This window comes from Oxalobacter paraformigenes (assembly GCF_000158475.2).
GTDB classification, from domain to species: Bacteria; Pseudomonadota; Gammaproteobacteria; order Burkholderiales; family Burkholderiaceae_D; genus Oxalobacter; species Oxalobacter paraformigenes.
Genome location: NZ_KI392031.1, coordinates 1,390,079 through 1,408,917, shown reverse-complemented (window position 1 = coordinate 1,408,917; position 18,839 = coordinate 1,390,079). Strand labels below are relative to the sequence as shown.

General features: G+C 46.6%; 24 protein-coding genes and 1 pseudogene. 11 read left to right on the top strand and 14 right to left on the bottom strand.

The window, feature by feature from the left end:
- The first annotated feature begins 17 nt into the window (after nt 1–17).
- The 6 genes from OFAG_RS13065 (at nt 18) to OFAG_RS10765 (ending at nt 3,418) form a co-directional block, all read left to right on the top strand.
- Nucleotides 18–1,151 (top strand): hypothetical protein, encoded by a 1,134-nt coding sequence (locus OFAG_RS13065; protein WP_147617630.1) that lies wholly within the window; start codon nt 18–20, stop codon nt 1,149–1,151.
- A 12-nt stretch (nt 1,152–1,163) separates the two neighbouring features.
- Nucleotides 1,164–1,898, top strand: coding sequence for a DUF4376 domain-containing protein (locus OFAG_RS13060; RefSeq protein WP_005876083.1), 735 nt, complete (start codon nt 1,164–1,166; stop codon nt 1,896–1,898).
- Nucleotides 1,882–2,121, top strand: a complete 240-nt coding sequence (locus tag OFAG_RS13530) for a hypothetical protein (protein ID WP_020995277.1) — start codon at nt 1,882–1,884, stop codon at nt 2,119–2,121. The genes OFAG_RS13060 and OFAG_RS13530 overlap by 17 nt, the downstream gene beginning before the upstream one ends.
- Before the next feature lie 2 nt (nt 2,122–2,123).
- The gene (locus tag OFAG_RS10775) at nt 2,124–2,420 is read left to right on the top strand and encodes a hypothetical protein (protein WP_020995276.1); all 297 of its coding nucleotides are present in this window, start codon (nt 2,124–2,126) and stop codon (nt 2,418–2,420) included.
- Nucleotide 2,421: 1 nt separating this feature from the next.
- Nucleotides 2,422–2,889 carry a lysozyme gene (locus OFAG_RS10770; RefSeq protein WP_020995275.1) on the top strand — a complete coding sequence of 156 codons (468 nt, stop codon included), beginning with the start codon at nt 2,422–2,424 and terminating at the stop codon, nt 2,887–2,889.
- Between the two features lie 79 nt (nt 2,890–2,968).
- Nucleotides 2,969–3,418 carry a lysis system i-spanin subunit Rz gene (locus OFAG_RS10765; RefSeq protein ID WP_005876087.1) on the top strand — a complete coding sequence of 150 codons (450 nt, stop codon included), beginning with the start codon at nt 2,969–2,971 and terminating at the stop codon, nt 3,416–3,418.
- A 188-nt stretch (nt 3,419–3,606) separates the two neighbouring features.
- On the opposite strand, the gene OFAG_RS10760 is transcribed toward OFAG_RS10765, so the two are convergent.
- From OFAG_RS10760 to OFAG_RS13965, 8 genes are all read right to left on the bottom strand, one after another.
- Nucleotides 3,607–4,665 carry a tyrosine-type recombinase/integrase gene (locus OFAG_RS10760; RefSeq protein ID WP_390621829.1) on the bottom strand — a complete coding sequence of 353 codons (1,059 nt, stop codon included), beginning with the start codon at nt 4,663–4,665 and terminating at the stop codon, nt 3,607–3,609.
- The gene (locus OFAG_RS14555; RefSeq protein ID WP_418003057.1) at nt 4,548–4,919 is read right to left on the bottom strand and encodes a helix-turn-helix domain-containing protein; all 372 of its coding nucleotides are present in this window, start codon (nt 4,917–4,919) and stop codon (nt 4,548–4,550) included. Before OFAG_RS14555 ends, OFAG_RS10760 begins: the two co-directional genes overlap by 118 nt.
- 29 nt (nt 4,920–4,948) lie before the next feature.
- Nucleotides 4,949–7,606: a toprim domain-containing protein gene (locus tag OFAG_RS10750; RefSeq protein ID WP_005876091.1), complete on the bottom strand. Its 2,658-nt coding sequence runs from the start codon at nt 7,604–7,606 to the stop codon at nt 4,949–4,951.
- A 90-nt stretch (nt 7,607–7,696) separates the two neighbouring features.
- Nucleotides 7,697–8,026: a hypothetical protein gene (locus tag OFAG_RS10745; protein WP_005876093.1), complete on the bottom strand. Its 330-nt coding sequence runs from the start codon at nt 8,024–8,026 to the stop codon at nt 7,697–7,699.
- A 10-nt stretch (nt 8,027–8,036) separates the two neighbouring features.
- Entirely contained in the window at nt 8,037–8,279 is a 243-nt protein-coding gene (locus OFAG_RS10740; RefSeq protein ID WP_005876095.1) for an Ogr/Delta-like zinc finger protein, read from the bottom strand.
- Complete coding sequence (locus OFAG_RS10735; RefSeq protein ID WP_005876098.1) at nt 8,276–8,464, bottom strand: hypothetical protein; 189 nt, start codon at nt 8,462–8,464, stop codon at nt 8,276–8,278. Before OFAG_RS10735 ends, OFAG_RS10740 begins: the two co-directional genes overlap by 4 nt.
- A 39-nt stretch (nt 8,465–8,503) precedes the next feature.
- Nucleotides 8,504–8,701 (bottom strand): hypothetical protein, encoded by a 198-nt coding sequence (locus OFAG_RS10730; protein WP_005876100.1) that lies wholly within the window; start codon nt 8,699–8,701, stop codon nt 8,504–8,506.
- A 13-nt stretch (nt 8,702–8,714) separates the two neighbouring features.
- The gene (locus OFAG_RS13965) at nt 8,715–8,915 is read right to left on the bottom strand and encodes a hypothetical protein (RefSeq protein ID WP_005876104.1); all 201 of its coding nucleotides are present in this window, start codon (nt 8,913–8,915) and stop codon (nt 8,715–8,717) included.
- 68 nt (nt 8,916–8,983) lie between these two features.
- Between OFAG_RS13965 and OFAG_RS10725 the strand changes: the two genes are divergently transcribed.
- The 5 genes and pseudogenes from OFAG_RS10725 (at nt 8,984) to OFAG_RS10705 (ending at nt 13,463) form a co-directional block, all read left to right on the top strand.
- Nucleotides 8,984–9,397, top strand: coding sequence for a helix-turn-helix domain-containing protein (locus OFAG_RS10725; RefSeq protein WP_187138736.1), 414 nt, complete (start codon nt 8,984–8,986; stop codon nt 9,395–9,397).
- Entirely contained in the window at nt 9,394–9,732 is a 339-nt protein-coding gene (locus tag OFAG_RS10720) for a helix-turn-helix domain-containing protein (RefSeq protein ID WP_005876106.1), read from the top strand. The genes OFAG_RS10725 and OFAG_RS10720 overlap by 4 nt, the downstream gene beginning before the upstream one ends.
- A gap of 12 nt (nt 9,733–9,744) precedes the next feature.
- On the top strand, nt 9,745–10,410 hold the full coding sequence (locus OFAG_RS13520) for a WYL domain-containing protein (protein WP_005876108.1): 666 nt from the start codon (nt 9,745–9,747) through the stop codon (nt 10,408–10,410).
- Nucleotides 10,411–10,506: 96 nt separating this feature from the next.
- A pseudogene (locus OFAG_RS14550) lies at nt 10,507–10,980 on the top strand (ATP-binding protein); the annotation flags it as partial.
- Between the two features lie 1,541 nt (nt 10,981–12,521).
- Entirely contained in the window at nt 12,522–13,463 is a 942-nt protein-coding gene (locus OFAG_RS10705; RefSeq protein ID WP_005876115.1) for a TRM11 family methyltransferase, read from the top strand.
- A 245-nt stretch (nt 13,464–13,708) separates the two neighbouring features.
- On the opposite strand, the gene OFAG_RS10700 is transcribed toward OFAG_RS10705, so the two are convergent.
- The 6 genes from OFAG_RS10700 to OFAG_RS10680 form a co-directional block, all read right to left on the bottom strand.
- Entirely contained in the window at nt 13,709–14,725 is a 1,017-nt protein-coding gene (locus OFAG_RS10700) for a contractile injection system protein, VgrG/Pvc8 family (protein ID WP_005876118.1), read from the bottom strand.
- Complete coding sequence (locus OFAG_RS10695; RefSeq protein ID WP_020995272.1) at nt 14,725–15,210, bottom strand: phage tail protein; 486 nt, start codon at nt 15,208–15,210, stop codon at nt 14,725–14,727. The genes OFAG_RS10700 and OFAG_RS10695 overlap by 1 nt, the downstream gene beginning before the upstream one ends.
- Nucleotides 15,211–15,221: 11 nt before the next feature.
- Nucleotides 15,222–17,639, bottom strand: coding sequence for a phage tail tape measure protein (locus OFAG_RS10690; RefSeq protein WP_005876121.1), 2,418 nt, complete (start codon nt 17,637–17,639; stop codon nt 15,222–15,224).
- On the bottom strand, nt 17,639–17,752 hold the full coding sequence (locus OFAG_RS13510; protein WP_005876122.1) for a GpE family phage tail protein: 114 nt from the start codon (nt 17,750–17,752) through the stop codon (nt 17,639–17,641). Before OFAG_RS13510 ends, OFAG_RS10690 begins: the two co-directional genes overlap by 1 nt.
- A gap of 8 nt (nt 17,753–17,760) precedes the next feature.
- Nucleotides 17,761–18,117 carry a phage tail assembly protein gene (locus OFAG_RS10685; RefSeq protein WP_005876123.1) on the bottom strand — a complete coding sequence of 119 codons (357 nt, stop codon included), beginning with the start codon at nt 18,115–18,117 and terminating at the stop codon, nt 17,761–17,763.
- 194 nt (nt 18,118–18,311) lie between these two features.
- Nucleotides 18,312–18,821: a phage major tail tube protein gene (locus OFAG_RS10680; RefSeq protein ID WP_005876124.1), complete on the bottom strand. Its 510-nt coding sequence runs from the start codon at nt 18,819–18,821 to the stop codon at nt 18,312–18,314.
- Nucleotides 18,822–18,839: the final 18 nt, after the last annotated feature.

Below are 18,839 nucleotides of genomic sequence, written 5' to 3'. Positions count from 1 at the left end.
TTGTCTGTGGAGTAAATATGAGTATTGAGAAACCAGATCTTTTACCTATTCCTTTTTGTAAGACAGGCGCAAAAAATATAATTCCTATCGAGCCAAATACTACACCTGGAAAAACGAATTTTGCGTCTTTCAATATCGGTTTTCCACCGGTTACCATGATACCGATTGAGGCTGGTGGCATCGCACCTGAAGGCATGGATCTTAACGGCATCCTGTATGATGTGACGACTCATCTCACCTATCTCAATGCTGGTGGCCAATATTGGTTTGATGCGGCATTCGCATCGAAAATTGGCGGTTATCCTCTGGGTGCCGTCTTGCAATCCAACGACGGAAAATCCTCGTATGTCAGTATTGTGGACAACAACACCACGGACTTTAATATTGACCCATCATCCATCGGGACAAGCTGGCTTCCATGGGCAGGTGAAGGGGCATCATCTGGATCTGGAATATTATTCGGCGGTACCGCTGGCGGAACGTCCGAAATCATTACAGCGGCATTTGAAGGATTGACCGAACTGACAGACGGGTTGTTGGTCTCGTTTCGTGCGACGGCTGCCAACACAAGCACAAACCCCTCGTTCAACGCATCTGACTTGGGAGCATTGACGATCGTAAAGGGAGCTGATTTGCCACTGGCGGCCGGAGATATCGGTGGCGGAGGTTATCTTGTTCTGTTGCAATACAGCGCGACCTGGAACAAATGGGTGCTCCAAAACCCGGCGACCGGTATCAACATCGTCATCCCGTCAACCATGCCGGTTGGGGCAATTTACGTCCAATTTTCCGGTCAAACAGACCCGACCACACTTTTCGGCGGCACGTGGGAAAACGTGTCAGCTTCTTACGCCGGCCTGTTTTTCCGTGCCGAAGGCGGAGCTGCTGCGGCGTTTGGGAGCACGCAGGGCGATGGGGCACCGAACATTGTCGGGCGCACCGGTGATGTACAGTACCGGAATGGCCCCAATGGCGGCTGGTGGGAAGGCTGTTTTTACAATGGCGCAAACCATAATGCCGGTTTTGGAGATAGCAGTGACTGGAACAGCCCCACTCTCGGATTTTCCGCAGCAAATTCTAACGCGAAATACCAATTACCCGAATTCCGCCCCGTCAACAGCACCATCCGCATCTGGAAACGCACGGCATAAAGGAGAGAACAAATGGAATACATCATCATAGAAAACGGCCTCATTACCGCGCATAAGTGTGGCGCATCAAAACCGGATGGAGCGGTTGCCGTACCAGACGGATTTGCCGGTTATGTCGGCCTGAAACGGGATGCGCTGAAAGACGATCTCTCCGGGTTGAAACCACTGTCGCAACAGATATCGGAAGGCGTTACTGAACTGCCGGAAGGCCACAAGATCAATGAGACCGATAACGAATTTATCCGGATGGAACAGACGGAAATCGACGAAAAATATCCCATCAAAACCTATGCGGAAGAAGGATCGTTTGAGGCCATCGAGGTCAGAAAGACATTCGATCGTGACGGGAATTTCGGTTACTGGCCGCCCGAAGGTACGGTTGAAATGACCGGCAAACAGCCGGGGCCAGCATACAAGGCCGTCTCCGGGCAATGGGTACTGGACGAAGACAAGGCGGCAGAAGTCGCCATGACCGAAGCCAAAACGGATCGCGCTGACGCTGTCTCCCGCATCACCGTTGTAGTGGACGGTATGGTATTTGACGGCGATGAGACCGCACAAGACCGCATGGCTCGAGCCATCACCATGTTCACCAGTTCCGGCTTGCCGCCAGATACAACGACAGAATGGGTACTGGCAGACAACACCGTGGCGCAGGTGACAGTCAACCAGCTTGCCAAAGCCCTGCTTTTGGCCGGGCAGAAACAAACCGAACTGTGGACAAAACCCTATGAGCAGACGACTTGACCAAATTCCTATCGCCATTGACCAGCTCGTGAACACGATCTGTGGAGGCTGGGCGGATGAAACAATCAGTAGCAGGGCATACCGGATGCAGGGGAAAAGCGGAAAGTTTGCCAAATTGCGCAAACTGATCGACACGCTGTTTTTCTGGCAGGACAACCATTGCCGGTCGGCTTGGGAATCGGAGAAAAACCGCTTGCAGTGTCCGCCGGAACTGAGGGGGTAGCCATGACACTGAAAGACTTGCCGCACGAACCGGAAGCGGCACATGCATTGCTCAAGCAAAAACTGAACGAACATACGGCTGCCATCAACAGTTTGATTGCAGGTAACCGGAAACAGGACGAACGGCTGGAAAGAATCGAAAAAAACACCGCCACCCTGGTCGAAATTTTCCGTGCCGGGGACGGAACGCTCAAAACCATCAAATGGTTCGGAAAACTCCTGATCTGGGTCGGGAGTCTCTCGTCCGCCCTCTATGCCCTCTGGTACGCCATCATCAACTGGCCGCACAGGGGAGGCTGACATGGCAGGAAAAAACCTCCGTCTCGGCATCGGCGCACTGGGCATCAGCGCGACCGTACTCGTTTCCATCGCCCTCCACGAAGGCTACCGGGAAGACGCGTATCAGGATGCCGTCGGCGTGCCGACCGTCGGATACGGGGAGACAGTCGGGGTCAAGATGGGAGACCGAACCACGCCGGAGCGGGCGCTGGTGACGCTTTTATCCAGCGCCAACCGGCATGCCGATGCGATTCGCCCATGCATCCATGTCCCGCTCCATCAGCATGAATTCGATGCTTACGTCAGTCTGGCCTACAACATCGGGGCGGGCAACTTCTGCCGTTCCACGCTGGTGAAAAAACTGAATGCCAAAGATTATGCCGGGGCGTGCGAAGAAATCAGACGCTGGAATAAGGCAGGCGGGAAAGTGCTGCCCGGACTGGTCAAGAGGAGAGAGGCGGAATATCGGATGTGCATGGGAGAAACATAAACAGTATGTAAGAAAAACTTACTAACTGAATTGATAACTATTCGGAAATTCCGAATAGTTGTTGATAAATGGATGAAAAATGAAAGAAAAAATCATCAACCTTGTGGCCTTGTTTGTTGTCGGGTTTGTCGCTGGCTGGATGGTCAACGGCTGGCGGCTCAATGCGCAAATCGAAGCCACCGAAGCCGAACACGCGCAAGCGCTCCAAAAAGCTGAACAGGTGGCCAGAGCCAAAGAACAGGCATGGCAGGCGGCACATGACGCTTTGGCAAAAAAATACGAAAAGGAAAAAGAGAATGCGAAAACTGAAATCAACCGGCTGCGCGGTCGCATTAGCGCTGGCACTGTGCGCCTGTCAGTCCCCGCCCGTGGCTGTGCAGTGTCCGAAAATACCGGAACTGGGACTGGAGAAACGAGAGCCGAACTTGACCCGGAGACTGCTAACGATCTTATCAGTATCGCCAGCGACGGAGATGCCGCAATCCGGGAACTGAACCTGTGCATCGACAAGTACAATGAATTGAAATGAAAAAGCCAGATGTGTGATGTAGCCAAATCGTAGCTACGCACCAATTATGTTACATAACGTAGCTTAACGTTAAACTGTATATATAATCAGTATTGCGCGCACAAGACGTTGATTTATAACAATTTTATTTTTTATACCAAGTTCTTCTAAGCCGTAGGTCAGTGGTTCGAATCCACTAGGGCAGGCCACTAACTTCCTGATTCAAAAGAATTTTCATAATTCCTTCCTTTGAGTGTACGGGTTGGCTGTGACAAAGTTGTGACAGCAGAGGCCAGAATGTTGTCCACGACCTGTGCATTCTCTTTAAGCTTTTGTGGCGACAGATGCGCGTACCGCTTCACCATCTCGGCACTGTTCCAGGCACCCATCTCCTGCAGCTCATTCAACGGAACGCCATTCTGGATCAGGATGGATGCCCATGTATGCCGGTTGTCGTGCCAGCGATAATCCGTGATGCCAGTACGTTTGAGAGCCTTCCTGAATGCCGTTTTGATGTCACCAATCCGTCTCCCGCGATACGTAAAAACGTACTGGGGATGTTTGCCAACCTGATCCATCAGGATCTGCTTGACTGTAGCCGACATCGGAACCACGTGTGTTTTGCCAGCTTTCATCTCATTACCTGAAATGATAATGGCGTCTTGCATGAAATCGACCTGATCCCAGCGAAGATTAAGGACATTGCTGCGTCTTAAACCTGTCATGATCGAGAACGTAAAGATGGGTTTCTGATGGTCCGGCAACTCATCGAATACCCGTCTGATTTCTTCCGGTGTAAGGTATCGGACACGCAGTTTGGGTTCCCGGTATAAAGTAATTGTCGGCGCTTTTGGCAACCACTCCCATATCTTTACTGCCCGGTTGAATATGGCGCGCAATAAGGACAGATAGCGATTGGCGCGTGCCGGCGTACTTTCGGCTTTCTTGATCTCGCCAATCCGCGCGATCATGGGGCGGGTGATCTCATCAAGATACCGGCTTCTCAGAAATGGTGTCAGCCAGCGCAGCATGCTGACATCGTCTTTCAGGCTCTTCTTGTCCGTTTTTTCCCTGATCCACAGCAGGGCAGCTTCATCCCACGTATGGCGCTCCGGTATTCCCAGATATTTCCGGTTCCAGGCTTCATGTTTCAGTTTGTCGAAGAGCTGTTGCGCTTTCTGCCGGTTGCTGGTTCCAGCAGAGCATCTAATTCTTTTTCCGTCTGGTGCTGTAAAACTGATCCAGTACGTTTTTCCACGTTTGTACAATGCCATTGCGTTATTTCCTTTCTGCAAGGCACCGGCAAGCATTCAATATTATTGCCGCTGCGTATCAACATGACAAGATCATCTATCAGAAACACCCATGCCCGTCCCACCTTTCTGCCTGCGAGCTTGCCTTCACGCACCAGTTTTATTACCGTCTGAGGACAGCATTTCAGAAAATCAGCGGCCTGCCGGACATTCAGCGTCTGAAAAGCAAGTGGTACCGGATCAGCTCTGTTTGAAGTACCGGGATTCATGTCTGATAGGTCAGGTGTTTTTGGTGTTTTCATCTCGTGTTCTCAAAAATCCAGCATTTGACAGTCTTGCCTGCGCCATCCTTGCCCCAGATGTTGCTGTTGACTGGGCGCTGGCCCAGATATTTCCGGTTGCGGCTTGTCTTGAGTAATTTCTTCAATTCACGGAGTGGAGGAACCTGTTGCCGTTTTTCCGCGGCTTCCTGCACGAAGTGATTCAGATTCACGGCAATCAGGGAAAGATCACGGGAATGGTTCATCTTTGGCATGTCCGTTCCGTCCAGATAATCGAACGCTTCCCAGAATTCCTGAACCAGAGGATGATCGGAATTGATCACCTGTTGACGTTCCACGGCCATCCGTCGTAACTGCGTATCAAGTGATTTTTTCTGTTCCGGAGTGAGGCGAACCACTTTTTCAAGGGCATCCGCCAGCGCCAACATTTGAGCGTGGTTTTCAATCAGGCGGGGAAACCGGATCGTACCCTCCTGACGCAACTCATCGATATAAACAGGAGTCCGTTCCTTGACCGTTTCCATGACTTCAGCCTCACGTTTGGCCGCGGCCAGAACAAATCCGGATACTTCATCCACCTCCATGAACTTGAGTGCGTCGGCTGCCTCCCCGGTTGCTTTTGTCTGCTCCGACCGGTCAAAATTCAGATGAACAATCCGTGAAAGAATGGCTTCAGAAGCGTTGACAGCATTGTTTTGTGAAATGACCACAGAACCGCGAAAGGGCGGTTCATAGGTTTCATTGCCGCCTGTGGCCATACCGCGTGCGCGGACACTGCGCCCGTTATAAGCGGTTTTCAGCTCGTCCCAATCGAATGAACGGACATGAGGATTATTCCCTTCTGCACGTTCCCGGTCCGATTCGATCAGTACAACAGGGAGACCGGATACCTGGGCAAAGTTTCGGGCACGGGCGGCCAGGGAAGATTTACTTGGATCGAAGCCTTCATAACCGCCACGTCCGAAAAGCTTCCATAGAAATTCAATCAAGGTGGATTTGCCGGCGCCCGCTTCCCCGATGATCTCAAGAAATGGATAAGAACTGTGTAGAGCGCGGATTTGTTCTGCGAATAAAGAACCGAACCAGAAAGTAAGCGCGGCCAGACCTTTTGCTCCGAAGGCCGTCCAGAGCAGATCGAGCCAGTCGCGCCGGTATTCATCAGCCTTGCGGTTGATTCTCAGGGATACAGACTTGTTCAGGGATTTCAGCGACAATTTTCCAATATCGAAGAAATCTTCATTGTTCAGTTCATAAAAACAGCCGTCCTTTACGGCGACATCGCCCAGGACGTAACAGCCGTGTTCGATGCTGTAACCGATAAAATCGACTGTTTCAACTCGCCGGATATTGTAAAGTTCATCTTCCATGATCCGGTCAAGCATGGCATTCGTGCCTGAATACATGGCCCCGGGAGCAATGGCCAGAAGCCGTTTCTTGAATTCGGCGGCACTGGCGATATGAGCACTGGTGAACGTGTTTTTTACAGCAATTCCATCGTGCGGGAATTCGACACGGAAGTAATACCAGCTTTCATCCGTAATCCGGTTTTCCTGAAAATAAAGAGGCTTTGGAAGGCAGTTGGCGATGGGACGCACATTATGTGAAGCCATCAGTGCAGCATGCCGTTTTTGCTCTTCTGTCATATTGTCGGCATCATGGCTGTCGTCTTGCATATTGCGCGCTTTGCTATAGGCATCAATATCCAGTTTGAACCAATACAGACGGTTTTTGAAATCGAAATGGAATTCTGACTTTTTACCGTCATATTCATAGATGAGAAGTGCTTTTTCTGCCGGCGTCTTCGCTGTCAGCATGGCGCCATGGAAACGATAGGTTTCCAGATCCTTTTCAAAAAGCCGGTCACGCTGGTGCATGTCGTTCCAGTCCAGCTTGTGCTTTTTCTTCTGGGGGATCTGTCGGGCTTCGCAAGTCCAGCCTTCCTCTGTTGCCCTTTCAATCCACCGCAAGGTATAAGCTCTGCCGGCATGATCGCTATCAAGCGCCCAGATCAGTTTGCAGTTTTGGCCTTCCTGTGTTCGCATCAGATTGGCCAGCGCCTTGTCCGGATAATTTGTGCAGGACAGCAGGGCTACCGCGGTAATGTCGTGATGGTAGAGCGCAATCGCATCGAATATTCCCTCTACCAGCCAGATTTCTTTTGCCCGGGCCAGCCCGCCGGTTGGCGGCGTCCACCATTCACCCTGATACGTCATGCCCGGTTTGAACTTCGCTTTCTGGCTGCCGAAACGATGGGGCTGATCGATCAGGCGTTCCCAGTAGCCGGTGCCGACAGGAAAGCGGACCGTAGCGCTACCGATATTTTTTCTTTGGTCGAAATGGCTTTCCTGTGTGTACCAGCTCGATACCTTTTTCAGGTCAAAGCCGCGAGCATGCTGCATGTATGCATCAGCCGTTGCATTCGGATTTTTTGCTGGCAGAGCAGGGTATCGATTGCTCCAGTTATCGAACAGATCAGGATAAAGCTCTTTGACATGCGCTTCATAGCCGCAGTTGTTCAGGCGTCCACACTTTAAAAGCCAGGGTGATTCTGCATGAGTGTAAAGCTCTTTCTGGCCACATCCCGGACAGACACCTTCCCGGAGCCATTTGCCTTTCGGCTTGAAATTGAATTCAGCAAGCCGAAGGGTTATGTCGCTGTGCAGAGATGAGTCCATGCCAGAAATTCCTGAAAAAGTCCGATTCCGGCGTAGGGCTATCCTTTACACTGGAATATCCAGCGCCGGAAAAGAAGAATTGAAAAAGGATTACGGATGTTGAAGCGTTACGCCATATTTCGGAGCGATTCTCCGGAGCATGGAAGCGGTCAGTGCATAGATTTCCCGCTTTTCCGGATCACGGACATAAACGACCTGCCCGTCGGCGATTTCCAGATTGGGAGTTTTCCGTCCGGCCTGTACTTCTCCCAGAGCACGGATGCTGATCCGTTCTGCCGATCGTGCTGTCAGGTCATACTGTATTTTCAGACTGTCGGCGCACAAGGCAATCAGTTTTTCTTCCCTGCCGGCCAGAAACTGGCCGATATGGTTCCGGATAAAGCTTATGGCAGTACAGAAAGCGAAATAGTCGTAACTCATGATTCTCTCCTCAGGAAGCCGCCAGTTTTTGGGACGGACGCATGTGTTGGGACAGGGGAATGTGAATATCCGGATCGGGCATGCCGGAAGGGGAAAGCGTTCTTGACACTTCGACGGTACAAACAAAAACATGGCCGCATTCGAGATTCTTGCAGCGGTAAGTCGTTTCTTTCATCAGAATTCCCATTGGCCGGGATTTGACAGCGATGGCATGGGATTTGCAATGTGGGCAAGTAAAACTGGGCTGGCTCATTTTTTCCTCTTGTTGACAAGTTGCAGCGCCCGCCCCCGACCGCTGAGGTTTCTGGTTTGGCGGAGCAGCCGCTGCTTGGCAAGCCACTCTGCCGCTTCTTCGATACTGTCCAGATCTTGCCGGATCCGGACTGTTTCCAAAATCTTCTTTTCTTCATCGCTCACATCGATCTGATAGTCGGGCATGTTTTCGTCTGCTCAAAATCCGCTTTTTGCACCCTTCGTTCAGGCAGCCTTCGTTGATAAGCTGGAAGGGTGCGAAAGACAAAGGGTTTCTTCGGCCTGCATCAGGGCCATCTGGCGCAACAGGGTGGAAGGTTGTTCGCCGGTGTAGTTGGCCAGTGCTTGGATAAGTTCGTGTTCGTAATCATCCAGACGAATGGTCAGGCGGTTGTTGCGGATGCGTTTCGGATCGGGATACATGGCGGAATCCTCCTCAGGGAGCAAGACCTTTTTCACGTTCGTATGCCCTCATGCCGTTCAAAAACAGCTTCTTGAGCATGTAGGCGCGAGGCCGGTCTTCGAGTTGGGCGTAATGATCAAGCAAGGCCACGTCTTCGCTGCGTAACCGGAAACCAACAGATTGCGATTTAACGGATGAGAGCGCCCGTGAATTGACTGTTTCAAGTGTTTTCATGGGGTATTATTTATATCAGTTGTGAACTTTTATTAATGATAGTGCGAAATTCCGCACTTGTAAAGCATTTGAGTGAGATTTTGCGTGAACTAATTGGAGTTCGCTTGCGGGAAGAACGTGAGCGTTTGGGGCTAAGTCAGGAAGATTTTGCTGCGATAGGTGGGGCATCGAGGCGTTCCCAGATTGACTGGGAACAGGGAAAGTTCGTACCCAATGTGGAGTTTCTGGTCGCAGTCGCTGGAGAAGGTGTTGATGTTTTATATGTGCTGACAGGACAACGTACTTATAAGACACTTACTGATGAGGAAAAAGACCTGATCAAGGGATTTAATGCGCTTGATCTTGTAGGAAAGGCAGGAGTTATAAGTCTTATCAAAGGAATGGTTCAGGCGTCGAAAGGTACAGATATCCATTTTTCTTCGTTAGCTATACATGAAGATGCAAAAGCATACATGGTAAAGAATAAACAAAAAGAAAAATGAGTGATTTTTCAGTCCGCTTAAGTAGTGAGCGGAAACGATTAGATCTGAGTCAGAGCGAATTTGGTGCGCTTGGCGGTGTCGGGAAGACCGCACAATTCAACTATGAAAATGATCATAGAACACCAGATACAGACTATCTGATGAATCTAATCAAGAATGGCATAGACGTTCTTTATTTATTAACGGGCATTAGGACGGTTTCAAAAGAGATAACACCAGAAGAGCAGGCATTACTGGATAACTATCGGAATGCTGATGACAGTGGAAAGAGGGCTGCACACAGAGTTCTTGATGCGCTCGCGAAATCCAGTACGGATGGGAAGAAAAGTGCCTGAATAGGAGGAGAAATGTCGAAAGATGATAATGCTTCTTACATGATCAGATTCACTTACGAAGATTCTGAAGGCGATGTAAGTGAACGCGTAGTCAAGTTTCGTCGTGTTGAACCTCATGAAAACGGTTATTTGTATCTGACAGGCTTTTGCCATCAAGCCTGGCAAATACGAACATTCCGGGTTGATCGGATTATTGACACTATTACTGATCTTGAAACAGGTGAGATCATAGAACTTGAAGAGTGGTTAAAACGGGTATTGGATAATCCTTCCTTGTATGTCACATCACAGGGCAGTGCCCCTAAGAATAAGCCTCCGGCGGAAGAAATCTCGCCAGATAATGCTTCTGAATATGCCGAATTCTTTGTCAGAAAAAGAAAATCTCGTAAACCTGTTTCAACTCAGAAAAAAACATTTTTCGGACGACCTGTTCAGTCAGGTAAAGGCGTACTTTTCACTGGTTTCAAAGCTGCTGATCGTGCTGAACTGGAAGCGATGGTTCCTCAAATCGGTTGGCATGTTCGAAAGTCAGTATCCCAAACAGTCGATATTGTTGTCGCTGGTTACAATGCCGGTCCAAAAAAAGTACAGCAAGCCATAGATCTTGGGATACAGGTTGTTTCAGAGAAAGTTTTTCGTGAGATGTGTTCGATGAGTGATGTAGATGAAAATTTTTAAGAGAACAAATGAACGCAATTGAGTTGAGTATTGAGTTTGTTTAATTGTAATTATAAATATTCATTCATAGCAATTTAAAATAATAGAGAAATTTATATGGAACCGAAAATAATAGGTGTGAAAGTGGCAGGTAATATTATTAGCGAACTTTCAGAAAAAATTCCGACGCAAATAGTTGCATTGAATGAACTTATTAAAAATGCGTATGATGCGTTTGCAACTGAGGTAAGTATTTTTCTAGATCTTAGTAATGGTAAATTAATAATAAGAGATAATGGAAAAGGAATGAATGAAGAAGATGTTGAGAATCTTTTTCATCTTTCTAAAAGTAAAAAACAGTATGGGAAATTAGTTTTTGATTCAGATTTAAAGATAAATAGAAGAATACAAGGATCAAAAGGTCTGGGATTTCTATCGGTTTTCAAATTTGGAAGTAAAGTAAAATGGATAACAGCAAAAAATGGTATTGAATTGACCTTTTCTGCAAATAAAGATGATATTGTAAAATTAAAAGATATCTCTGAATATGAAGTCTCATTAGAAAGAAAAGAAGTAGAATATAAAGGAACAAAAATTGAAATTGATGTGGATATTTCTTCGTATGCTATAAGAAGTTTATTGGAATATTTAAAACAAGATAAAAATGCATTAAAAATTGTGAATTCATTTTACGATGAGAGTTTCAAAATAAAACTTGAATTTGGTGCAAAAAAAGAAACAAAAAATAAAGAGTCCTTCTTGAAGGCTTCTGCTAATAGTATTCTATATAAAATTAAATATTCTTCTGCAGAAAAAATAATCAAATTCTTTTTTCGAGGAAAGAAAATTAAAGAGGTGGAGTTTATTTTAACTGGAGAATATCATCTTGATATTAATTTGAATATATATACTTTTAAATATAAAAGGAGTGACAAATCTAAGATATCAGATTTATTTTGTCGGGAAAAAGATGATAGTTTAACGCCATTGGTTTATATAAATGCTAATTTATTTAGTAATTATGAATTATTTGATCCTGATGTGATGAGAAGTGTTAAGTCTTCAAAAATGCTACCTCAAATGATTGGCTATATAAATATTGAAAGTGACAGTGAAGATATTGATTTTAATTCTGATAGAACGAATTTGGTAAATAATGAATTAACAGATAAAATAAAGAAGGATTTAAGAAAACTAAATATTTCAATACAAGATGTTGGTTCTGAGTTAAAGGATAAATATATTAATGAACTTGAAGAAGAAAAAAAAGATGATGATGACGACGGAAAAGATGAAGATGAAGATGAAGATGATGGTAGCAAACCTAGGATAAAGCCGGCTTCTATTGATCTTGCTGAAAATTTTTATCGATATCCAGTTCCATCTCCTCAGCTTGATTTATATAAATTTATTGTATCTGCAATAAATAGTAAAGGTGAGAAAATAGCTCATGAAGATATTCGTATTTTTATTGATAATCAGGAAAGAACTAAAAGTATATTGGAAAGTATAAATGTTCCGTGTAGATTAGATGTTCAATATCGTTATAATGACGTAGAAACTGGTAAATGTATAAAAAATTTAATACTTAATTTTTACGAAGACAAAAAAGAAATAAAAGGAGATGATCGGTTAAGGTCACTCATTTGTTTGCCAAATAAAACTTATTTGATAAAAATTCAATTTTTGCCAAGTTTAATCACTCAAATAAATAAATTGGCAGAGTTTGGAGGCGATTATAGAGAAGTAATAGCATGTTCTTTAAGGGCATTATTTGATATAAGTGTATTTGAGTTGCGTGATTTTTTATCTCAAAATGATAAACATAAATCGTTATATGATGATTTGAAAAATAAGAAAGAACTTATTGATTGTGTAAAGTCTATAATATATTACGTGCGTAGTAATAATCATATTATTGAAAAAATTAAGGGCAATATGGGTTCAGACTTTGACAGTTTAAAAAATAAGTTAGTGGAAATGGATTTTTGCAATGCTGTTAGAAAATCTCATATGGGTGCGCATAAATCGACCAAGCATATAACTGACAAGGATATAGATGATATTGCAGATAAAGCAAGCTATTTTGTGGCGATAGTTAATGAATTAATTTATGTTGTATAAAACAAAAAATGTTAAGTGATATTGCATTTAGTGATTATAAGAAAGATGATATACATGGGGTAGCCTTGTACCCTGCTACAATGGTGGCGCCAGTTCAAAAAAAAGTATTAAAGTATCTTTTTGAACATGCAGATATTAATTCTATATTTGATCCCTTTCATGGTTCTGGAACAGCTCTTTATGAAGCTGCTAGTCTTGATAATAATATTGAATTGTATGGGTGTGATATTAATCCTTTAGCAAACTTAATAACAAAGGTAAAGTTAAAAGGTGTATCTGATTATATATTTGAAAATATCTCCTTGCTTGAAAAGTATATATCAAATGATAATATTGAGGAATTTGGTTTTCGTAATATTGATAAATGGTTTAGGGCAGATATAAAAAGAATACTGACTAAGATTCGATTTGCTATTATTAGAATTAAGGAAAATAAAGATAGGCTATTTTTTTGGTGTATTTTATCAAGTTTTATAAGAAAATACAGTAATACAAGGAATGAAACGTTTAAATTGCATATAAAGAAAGATGAATCTATTTCGCGTATTAAGAATAATTTAATTGAAAATTTTTTGAGTACATTGCGATACTATGCGCCTATGTTTAAATGTGTTAATAAAGATCCGTATCTCTATAAAGAAGATGTATTAGAGAATTTTTTGAAATTTAATGATAATTCAATAGATTTATTGATTTCATCTCCGCCATATGGAGATAATTTAACTACTGTTACTTATGGTCAATTTTCTTCATTATCTCTTTATTGGATTGATCCGAATGATTTAGAGTTGGATGGTTGGGAATTGAATAGTTATTCTGCAATCGATTCTAATAGTTTAGGTAAAAGTAGGCGAAAAAATAATATTAGTTATTATGGGATTAATTTGCTTGATCCATATTTAAGAAAAATTGATTTGCGTAAACAAAAGAAAGTAATTAATTTTTTTTGACGATTATTTTAAATTTTTAGATGAAATTTGTCGAATTACAAAAAAATATATAGTTTTGACGCTTGGAAATAGAACGGTAGATGGAGTTCAAATTAATCTAAAAGATATTACTCAGAATTACTTGGTTGAAAATGGATTTAAGAATGAATTTGTTTTAAATAGAAAAATATTAAATAAACGTATTCCAAACGTTACATCTAGTGTTAATAATAAGGCAGTTCCTTCAATGAATAAAGAGTATGTGCTTATTCACCAAAAATCTGTTTGTTCGGCTTAATGATGTTTATTTCACATTCTATTATTGAAATAAATCCTGTTTTTCCTATTTGATGATTTATTTTTTTGACTGTCCACTCCGTCCCATCAATCAGCTTCTTGTACCCGCTTACCCGGACAGGTGACTGGGGAACCAGCTCAGGCCGACCAATGGCCAGCGTCACACTGAACCGGTATTCACCTCGCTGGATCCGCTGCCACTCCGCTCTGGCCGCTTCTTCGGCTTCTTCCCTGCTGGCATAGGTGTTTTTCAGGTTTTTGCATCGTTTTGTCAAGCCGGCCACGACGCTCTGGCGCTGGGCTTTTTTCGGGTTATGCCAATAGGCTCTGGCGCCGGTGTATTCATCCCGTTTGTCCACGGTGAATGTATGGGAATCGCCATCTTTCCGTTCAATGGTAATCGGTGGCAGGTCTTTTCCGGAAACGGTTTTGCTCTGTGACTTCAGTATGAAAAGCAGAGTGTTGTTCTTGATAGTGGCCGCAGCGTCAAACTGTTTGCCCAATCGTCGCAGGAAGGCAGCGTCACTCTCTCCGGTCTGATCGATGTGTTTTATTTTCCGGTTGCGCAGGTTGGAGGCAATGCCCGATTTCAGATCGTTTCGTCTGGCGATCTGGTCAATGACCGCGCCCAGCGTAGTATTGTGGTAACTGCGTTCCTGCAGTTCTTTCAGGCTGTCGGTCAGATTTGCCGTTCGGGCATGCAGGGTCAGCGTGTCCGGCGCGCCGCTATGGCTGAGGCCGGAAACAGTAAAGGTTCCCTTGTCATACATCGGGCCGTTTTTCCAGCCGATGGCAACCTGGACACTCACACCGATGCCAGGCAATTCCAGTCTGCCGTCAGTATCATCCAGCGTGATATCCAGCTGGTCAGCTTCATCCTCTCCGTTTTCCGACAGGCTGAGGCTGACAAGGCGTGGGCGCAGGACAGGGGAAATGTCCTTGCCGTCGATTGTGATTTTAAAGGCAGGTCTCGGTACCGTATCCATCAGAACAGGCTCGCCATGTCAGGAATTCTGGGAATGTCGGGCAAGCTGAATCCGTCCGGCAGATACCGGTTCAGCACGTCCCGCAAATTGCCCAGCACCGCATTTGGATCGTCATCGACGCATTTCAGGTTAACTGTGAATTCGATCCGTTTCCCGGTGCCGTTGCTACCGATATAAGAGCGGCCTTCGCTGATGCCGGTAATGATCCATTTTCCGTAAATCCGTCCGGTGCCTTCCACCAGCATCCAGGCATTACCGGTATCGCCCATGCCACGCAAGAGGTTCAGTGCAAGAGGCGAGCCGTTGAATTCCGGAGCGAACCATCCGGAAAGAGTGATGGTGTCGTCCCCCTTGCCGGTGAACTGGTATGCATTGCGGGCGCCTACCCGGCTGTTGCTGGCGAATTTCCACTCCGTTTGCCGCTGGAAATTCTGGTAGGCGAGGGTGGAGAGCGAAAAAACGAACATGCCGAGGCACATCATCATGAGTCTGTCTCCTAATAATCAATATAACGGCCCCGCTGACGGATGGCTTTTTCCCGTTCACGGCGGTCCAGTTCCCGCGCAACGGCGTGGGCAATGGCATTGGGATCCATGCCCGGGGCAGGGTTGATCGTGATTTCGATTCTGGTTTCTCCAGTACCGGCCGCTGCCAGTGCCGCACCGGAAAAAGCGGGTGGTCTTTTGTCGATACGGATGCCTTCTGTGACCGATTTATCGAACAAGATGCCGGACGAGATCTTGCCTATGTTTTCAGTCAGCGTTTTTAACTGTTGCAGTGGTTGGTTCTGTCCGTGATCGATGCCTATGGCAAGGCCTTCGGTGAGATAACCGCCGTATTCCGAAAAAAGACGGCTTGGGCTGTGAATACCCATACTGGCCTGAAACGTTTCGGCAATATTCACTGCGAACGTTTTCACTTTTTCCATCATCCATTTGGTCATGGAAAGAATACCTTCAATAAGACCAGTGACGATCAAGGAACCATATTTGCGGAATTTGTCAGGCAATGAGGCGAAAAATGCCGTTATAGGTTCCCAGTATTTGTAAATCAGCAAGGCAGCCAGAGCGATGCCTGCAATGGCCGCAATAATCGGATTTGTCAGCAAAACCCGTCCGATGAGCAGGAATCCTCTTCCAAGCATGGGTAATATGTTCCTGCCAAGATTCCACAAAGGACCGATTACGCCAGGTAATCTGATCCCGATCTGGGCAAGCATGAACCGTGTCGCAATCATCGGACCCAGCATCCCGGCCACGGCAATCATTACTGTACCGGCAATGGTGGCAATGGCCGCAAATCCGGCCAGAAGAATCACGATTGCCTTGCTCAGGGTCGGATGAGATTTCAGGAAATCTGCTATGCCATGCAGGAAATGCTGCAGGTCTTTTGCCAGTTCGCGTAACCATGGACTGTTTTTCTCGAAAAGTTCGACAGAAATGTTTTCCAGACCAGCATGCAACATGGTTACATCGCCTTTGAGATTATCGAGCATGGTTGCAGCGACCTGTCTTGCTTCACCTTTCGAATTGTCGAGGCTGGCACGCATTTCCCGGAATTTGCCTTCTTCGACTGCCTTCATCAGTTCCATGAAGCCGCTGACAGCATTACGACCGGCAATCTTTGTAAAGATTTCACCGCGCTGGACGGATCCCAGTTTTTTCGTTTTCTCGTAGAGATCGTCAAAAATCAGCGAAAGATCGCGCATGTTGCCATCTTTGTCTTTTGTACTGATCCCAAGCTTTTTCATGGCAGGAGCGGTACCGATACGCGAGAGAATGGCTCGCATGGTCGTCCCTGCCTGACTGCCCTGAATGCCCGCGCCTCCAAGCAGGGCAGTGGCTGTTGTGATCGTCTCAAGGCTCTGGTTATAGGAACGCCCAACGCCGGCACTGTATTTCATGGATTCACCCAGCATGCGGATGTCGACATTGTTGCGTGTAAAGGCAGCAGTCATGACATCGGCTACTTTGTCCATCTGTTCCGCGGGGATACGCATGGCCGTCTGGATATTGGAAGCAATATCGGCTGTAGTACCGAGATCAAGTTTTCCAGCCGCAGCAAGGTCAAGCATCCCTGGCATCGCTTTCAGAATCTGTTCGGGTGTATAACCAGTACGACCAAGGAAAAATTGACCTTCTGCCACTTCACTATCGGTGAATTTGCTTTGCAAAGGCAATGTTCGGGCCTGCTCGCGTAATGCTCTCATCCTCGGATCATTTTTATCCTTGATCCGGGTGACACCTTGTGTCTCGGACATTATCGCGTCGAATTCATAACCAACATGAAGCAACCTGCCAAGTCCGCTGGCTGTTTTCATGCCGGTTGCACGCGCGGCCATGCCACTGCCGGCAAGCATGGCCGTGGATTGCATCCCCCTGTCATAACGCGATCGGACGTGCTGCAGTTTTGCATCACGCTGGGCTATCTGAGCCAGCTTGTGTGATTGCTGGGAGATAGCGGCAGTAGTGGAATTTATTTCTGATCTAAGACTTTGTTCATGTGAAATAAGGCTCTTTGTGCTGATGCCGGCAGCACTCAGCTTGTCACGTAGCCCCTGCAATTTGACCATTTGCTGGGTTACGCTGTTACTGAGGCTTGCAGCAGACCGTTTTGCAGTTTCAAATTGCCTTGCCAAAGTACGAGACGGGTTTTCAGCCTGTTTCATCTGACCGGCCAGTGCCGCAACGCGACCTTGTGCTTCCTTCAGTTTTTGCTGGGTGTTTTGCAGTCCACGATGTAGCTCGCGGAACTCTCCCAGCGTTTTTTGTTGCTGGGTGATATCCTTGAGTTTCTGATTCATTTCTTTCAGTGATTTGCTGGTTGAATCAGATCCACTCCGGATTTTTTTCAGCGGAGCAGTAATCTTGTCCAGGGCTGACAGGACGAGTTTCAGTTCAAGCTTATTAGCCATTATTCCGCTCCGCTTCTTACCCTGGCACGTTCACGCCATTCCATCAGTTCACTGGGCGACAACACATCCATGGCCGATGGCGTCCAGTGAAAGATAGCGGCAATGTCGGCCATGGCTTCTTCTACTCGCCGGGGGAGACCATTGCCCTGTCGGCTTTCGGTAGCAAAAAAACAGCCACCTTAACGCCCAGTTGCATCAGATCGGATGGCGCCATCCGCGCGATTTCCGGTGCAGTCAGTACCGGATACGTGATACGCGGCAGAACCTTCTGCAAGGCAATCACATCCAGATCAGCCAATGCTTGCAAGGTAATGCCGCGCAATTCGCCGGAAACCGGTTTGCGCAGAGTCACTTCTTTGATAATCGTCTGGCCTCGCTGTATGGGTTCGTCCAGTGTGACAGTGTTCTGGTCATTTCCGGTGACCGTTTCAACTGTCTTGTCTGCCGGCGTGCTGTCTATGTGCGTGTGGTTTTCCATGTCCGTTCCTTTGATAAAGTGATTAAAAGGCCCGGCGGGGCGGATCGCGTGACCAATCCGCTGCAACGCCAGTTCCGGTGCTTTCCCGGCTGTCCGCACAGTCACCTGCTTTTTGGGGTACTTCCGAAAGGAGGCGCAGGCCTGTACTGCGGCGGTTATTGGCCCCACCTGCCGCTGGGGTAGTCCTGATGGTTTCAGATTCCCAGAGCGGAGCGAATGCCGGACAGCCTGTCGTTACCGCCGATGTTTTCAACAGCGTTGACAAAGTCCAGTTCGATCAGGGTTTCATTGTCGACGACCAGTTTGTAGTAACTGCAGGTCGTGGTGTATTTGTGTTCGGTATCTTCGCCGACCTTGGCGTCACCCATGTCGATTTCGCGATGCCGGCCACGGACGACGATTTCCACGGCTGAGACGTCGCCGGTGTCATCATTCTGGTAAGCGCCAGCGAAACGCAGGACAGTCGCGTTGTGTGATGTCGCGCCATATTGTGTCAGGGCACTTTCTAGCAGGCCGCCGGCAGTCCATTCCATTTCCAGTTTTTCGTTGCCGAAATCGACTTCCACCGGTCCGTTCATGCCGGCAGCGAGATACTCTTCCATTTTGCGCGAGAGTTTGGGTAGCGTGAGGGAAGGTATTTCTCCGATATAGGACTGGCCGTCATTGAAGAGATTGAAGTTTTTGAGTTTGCGCGGTAATCCCATTGTTCACTCCGGTAAGGT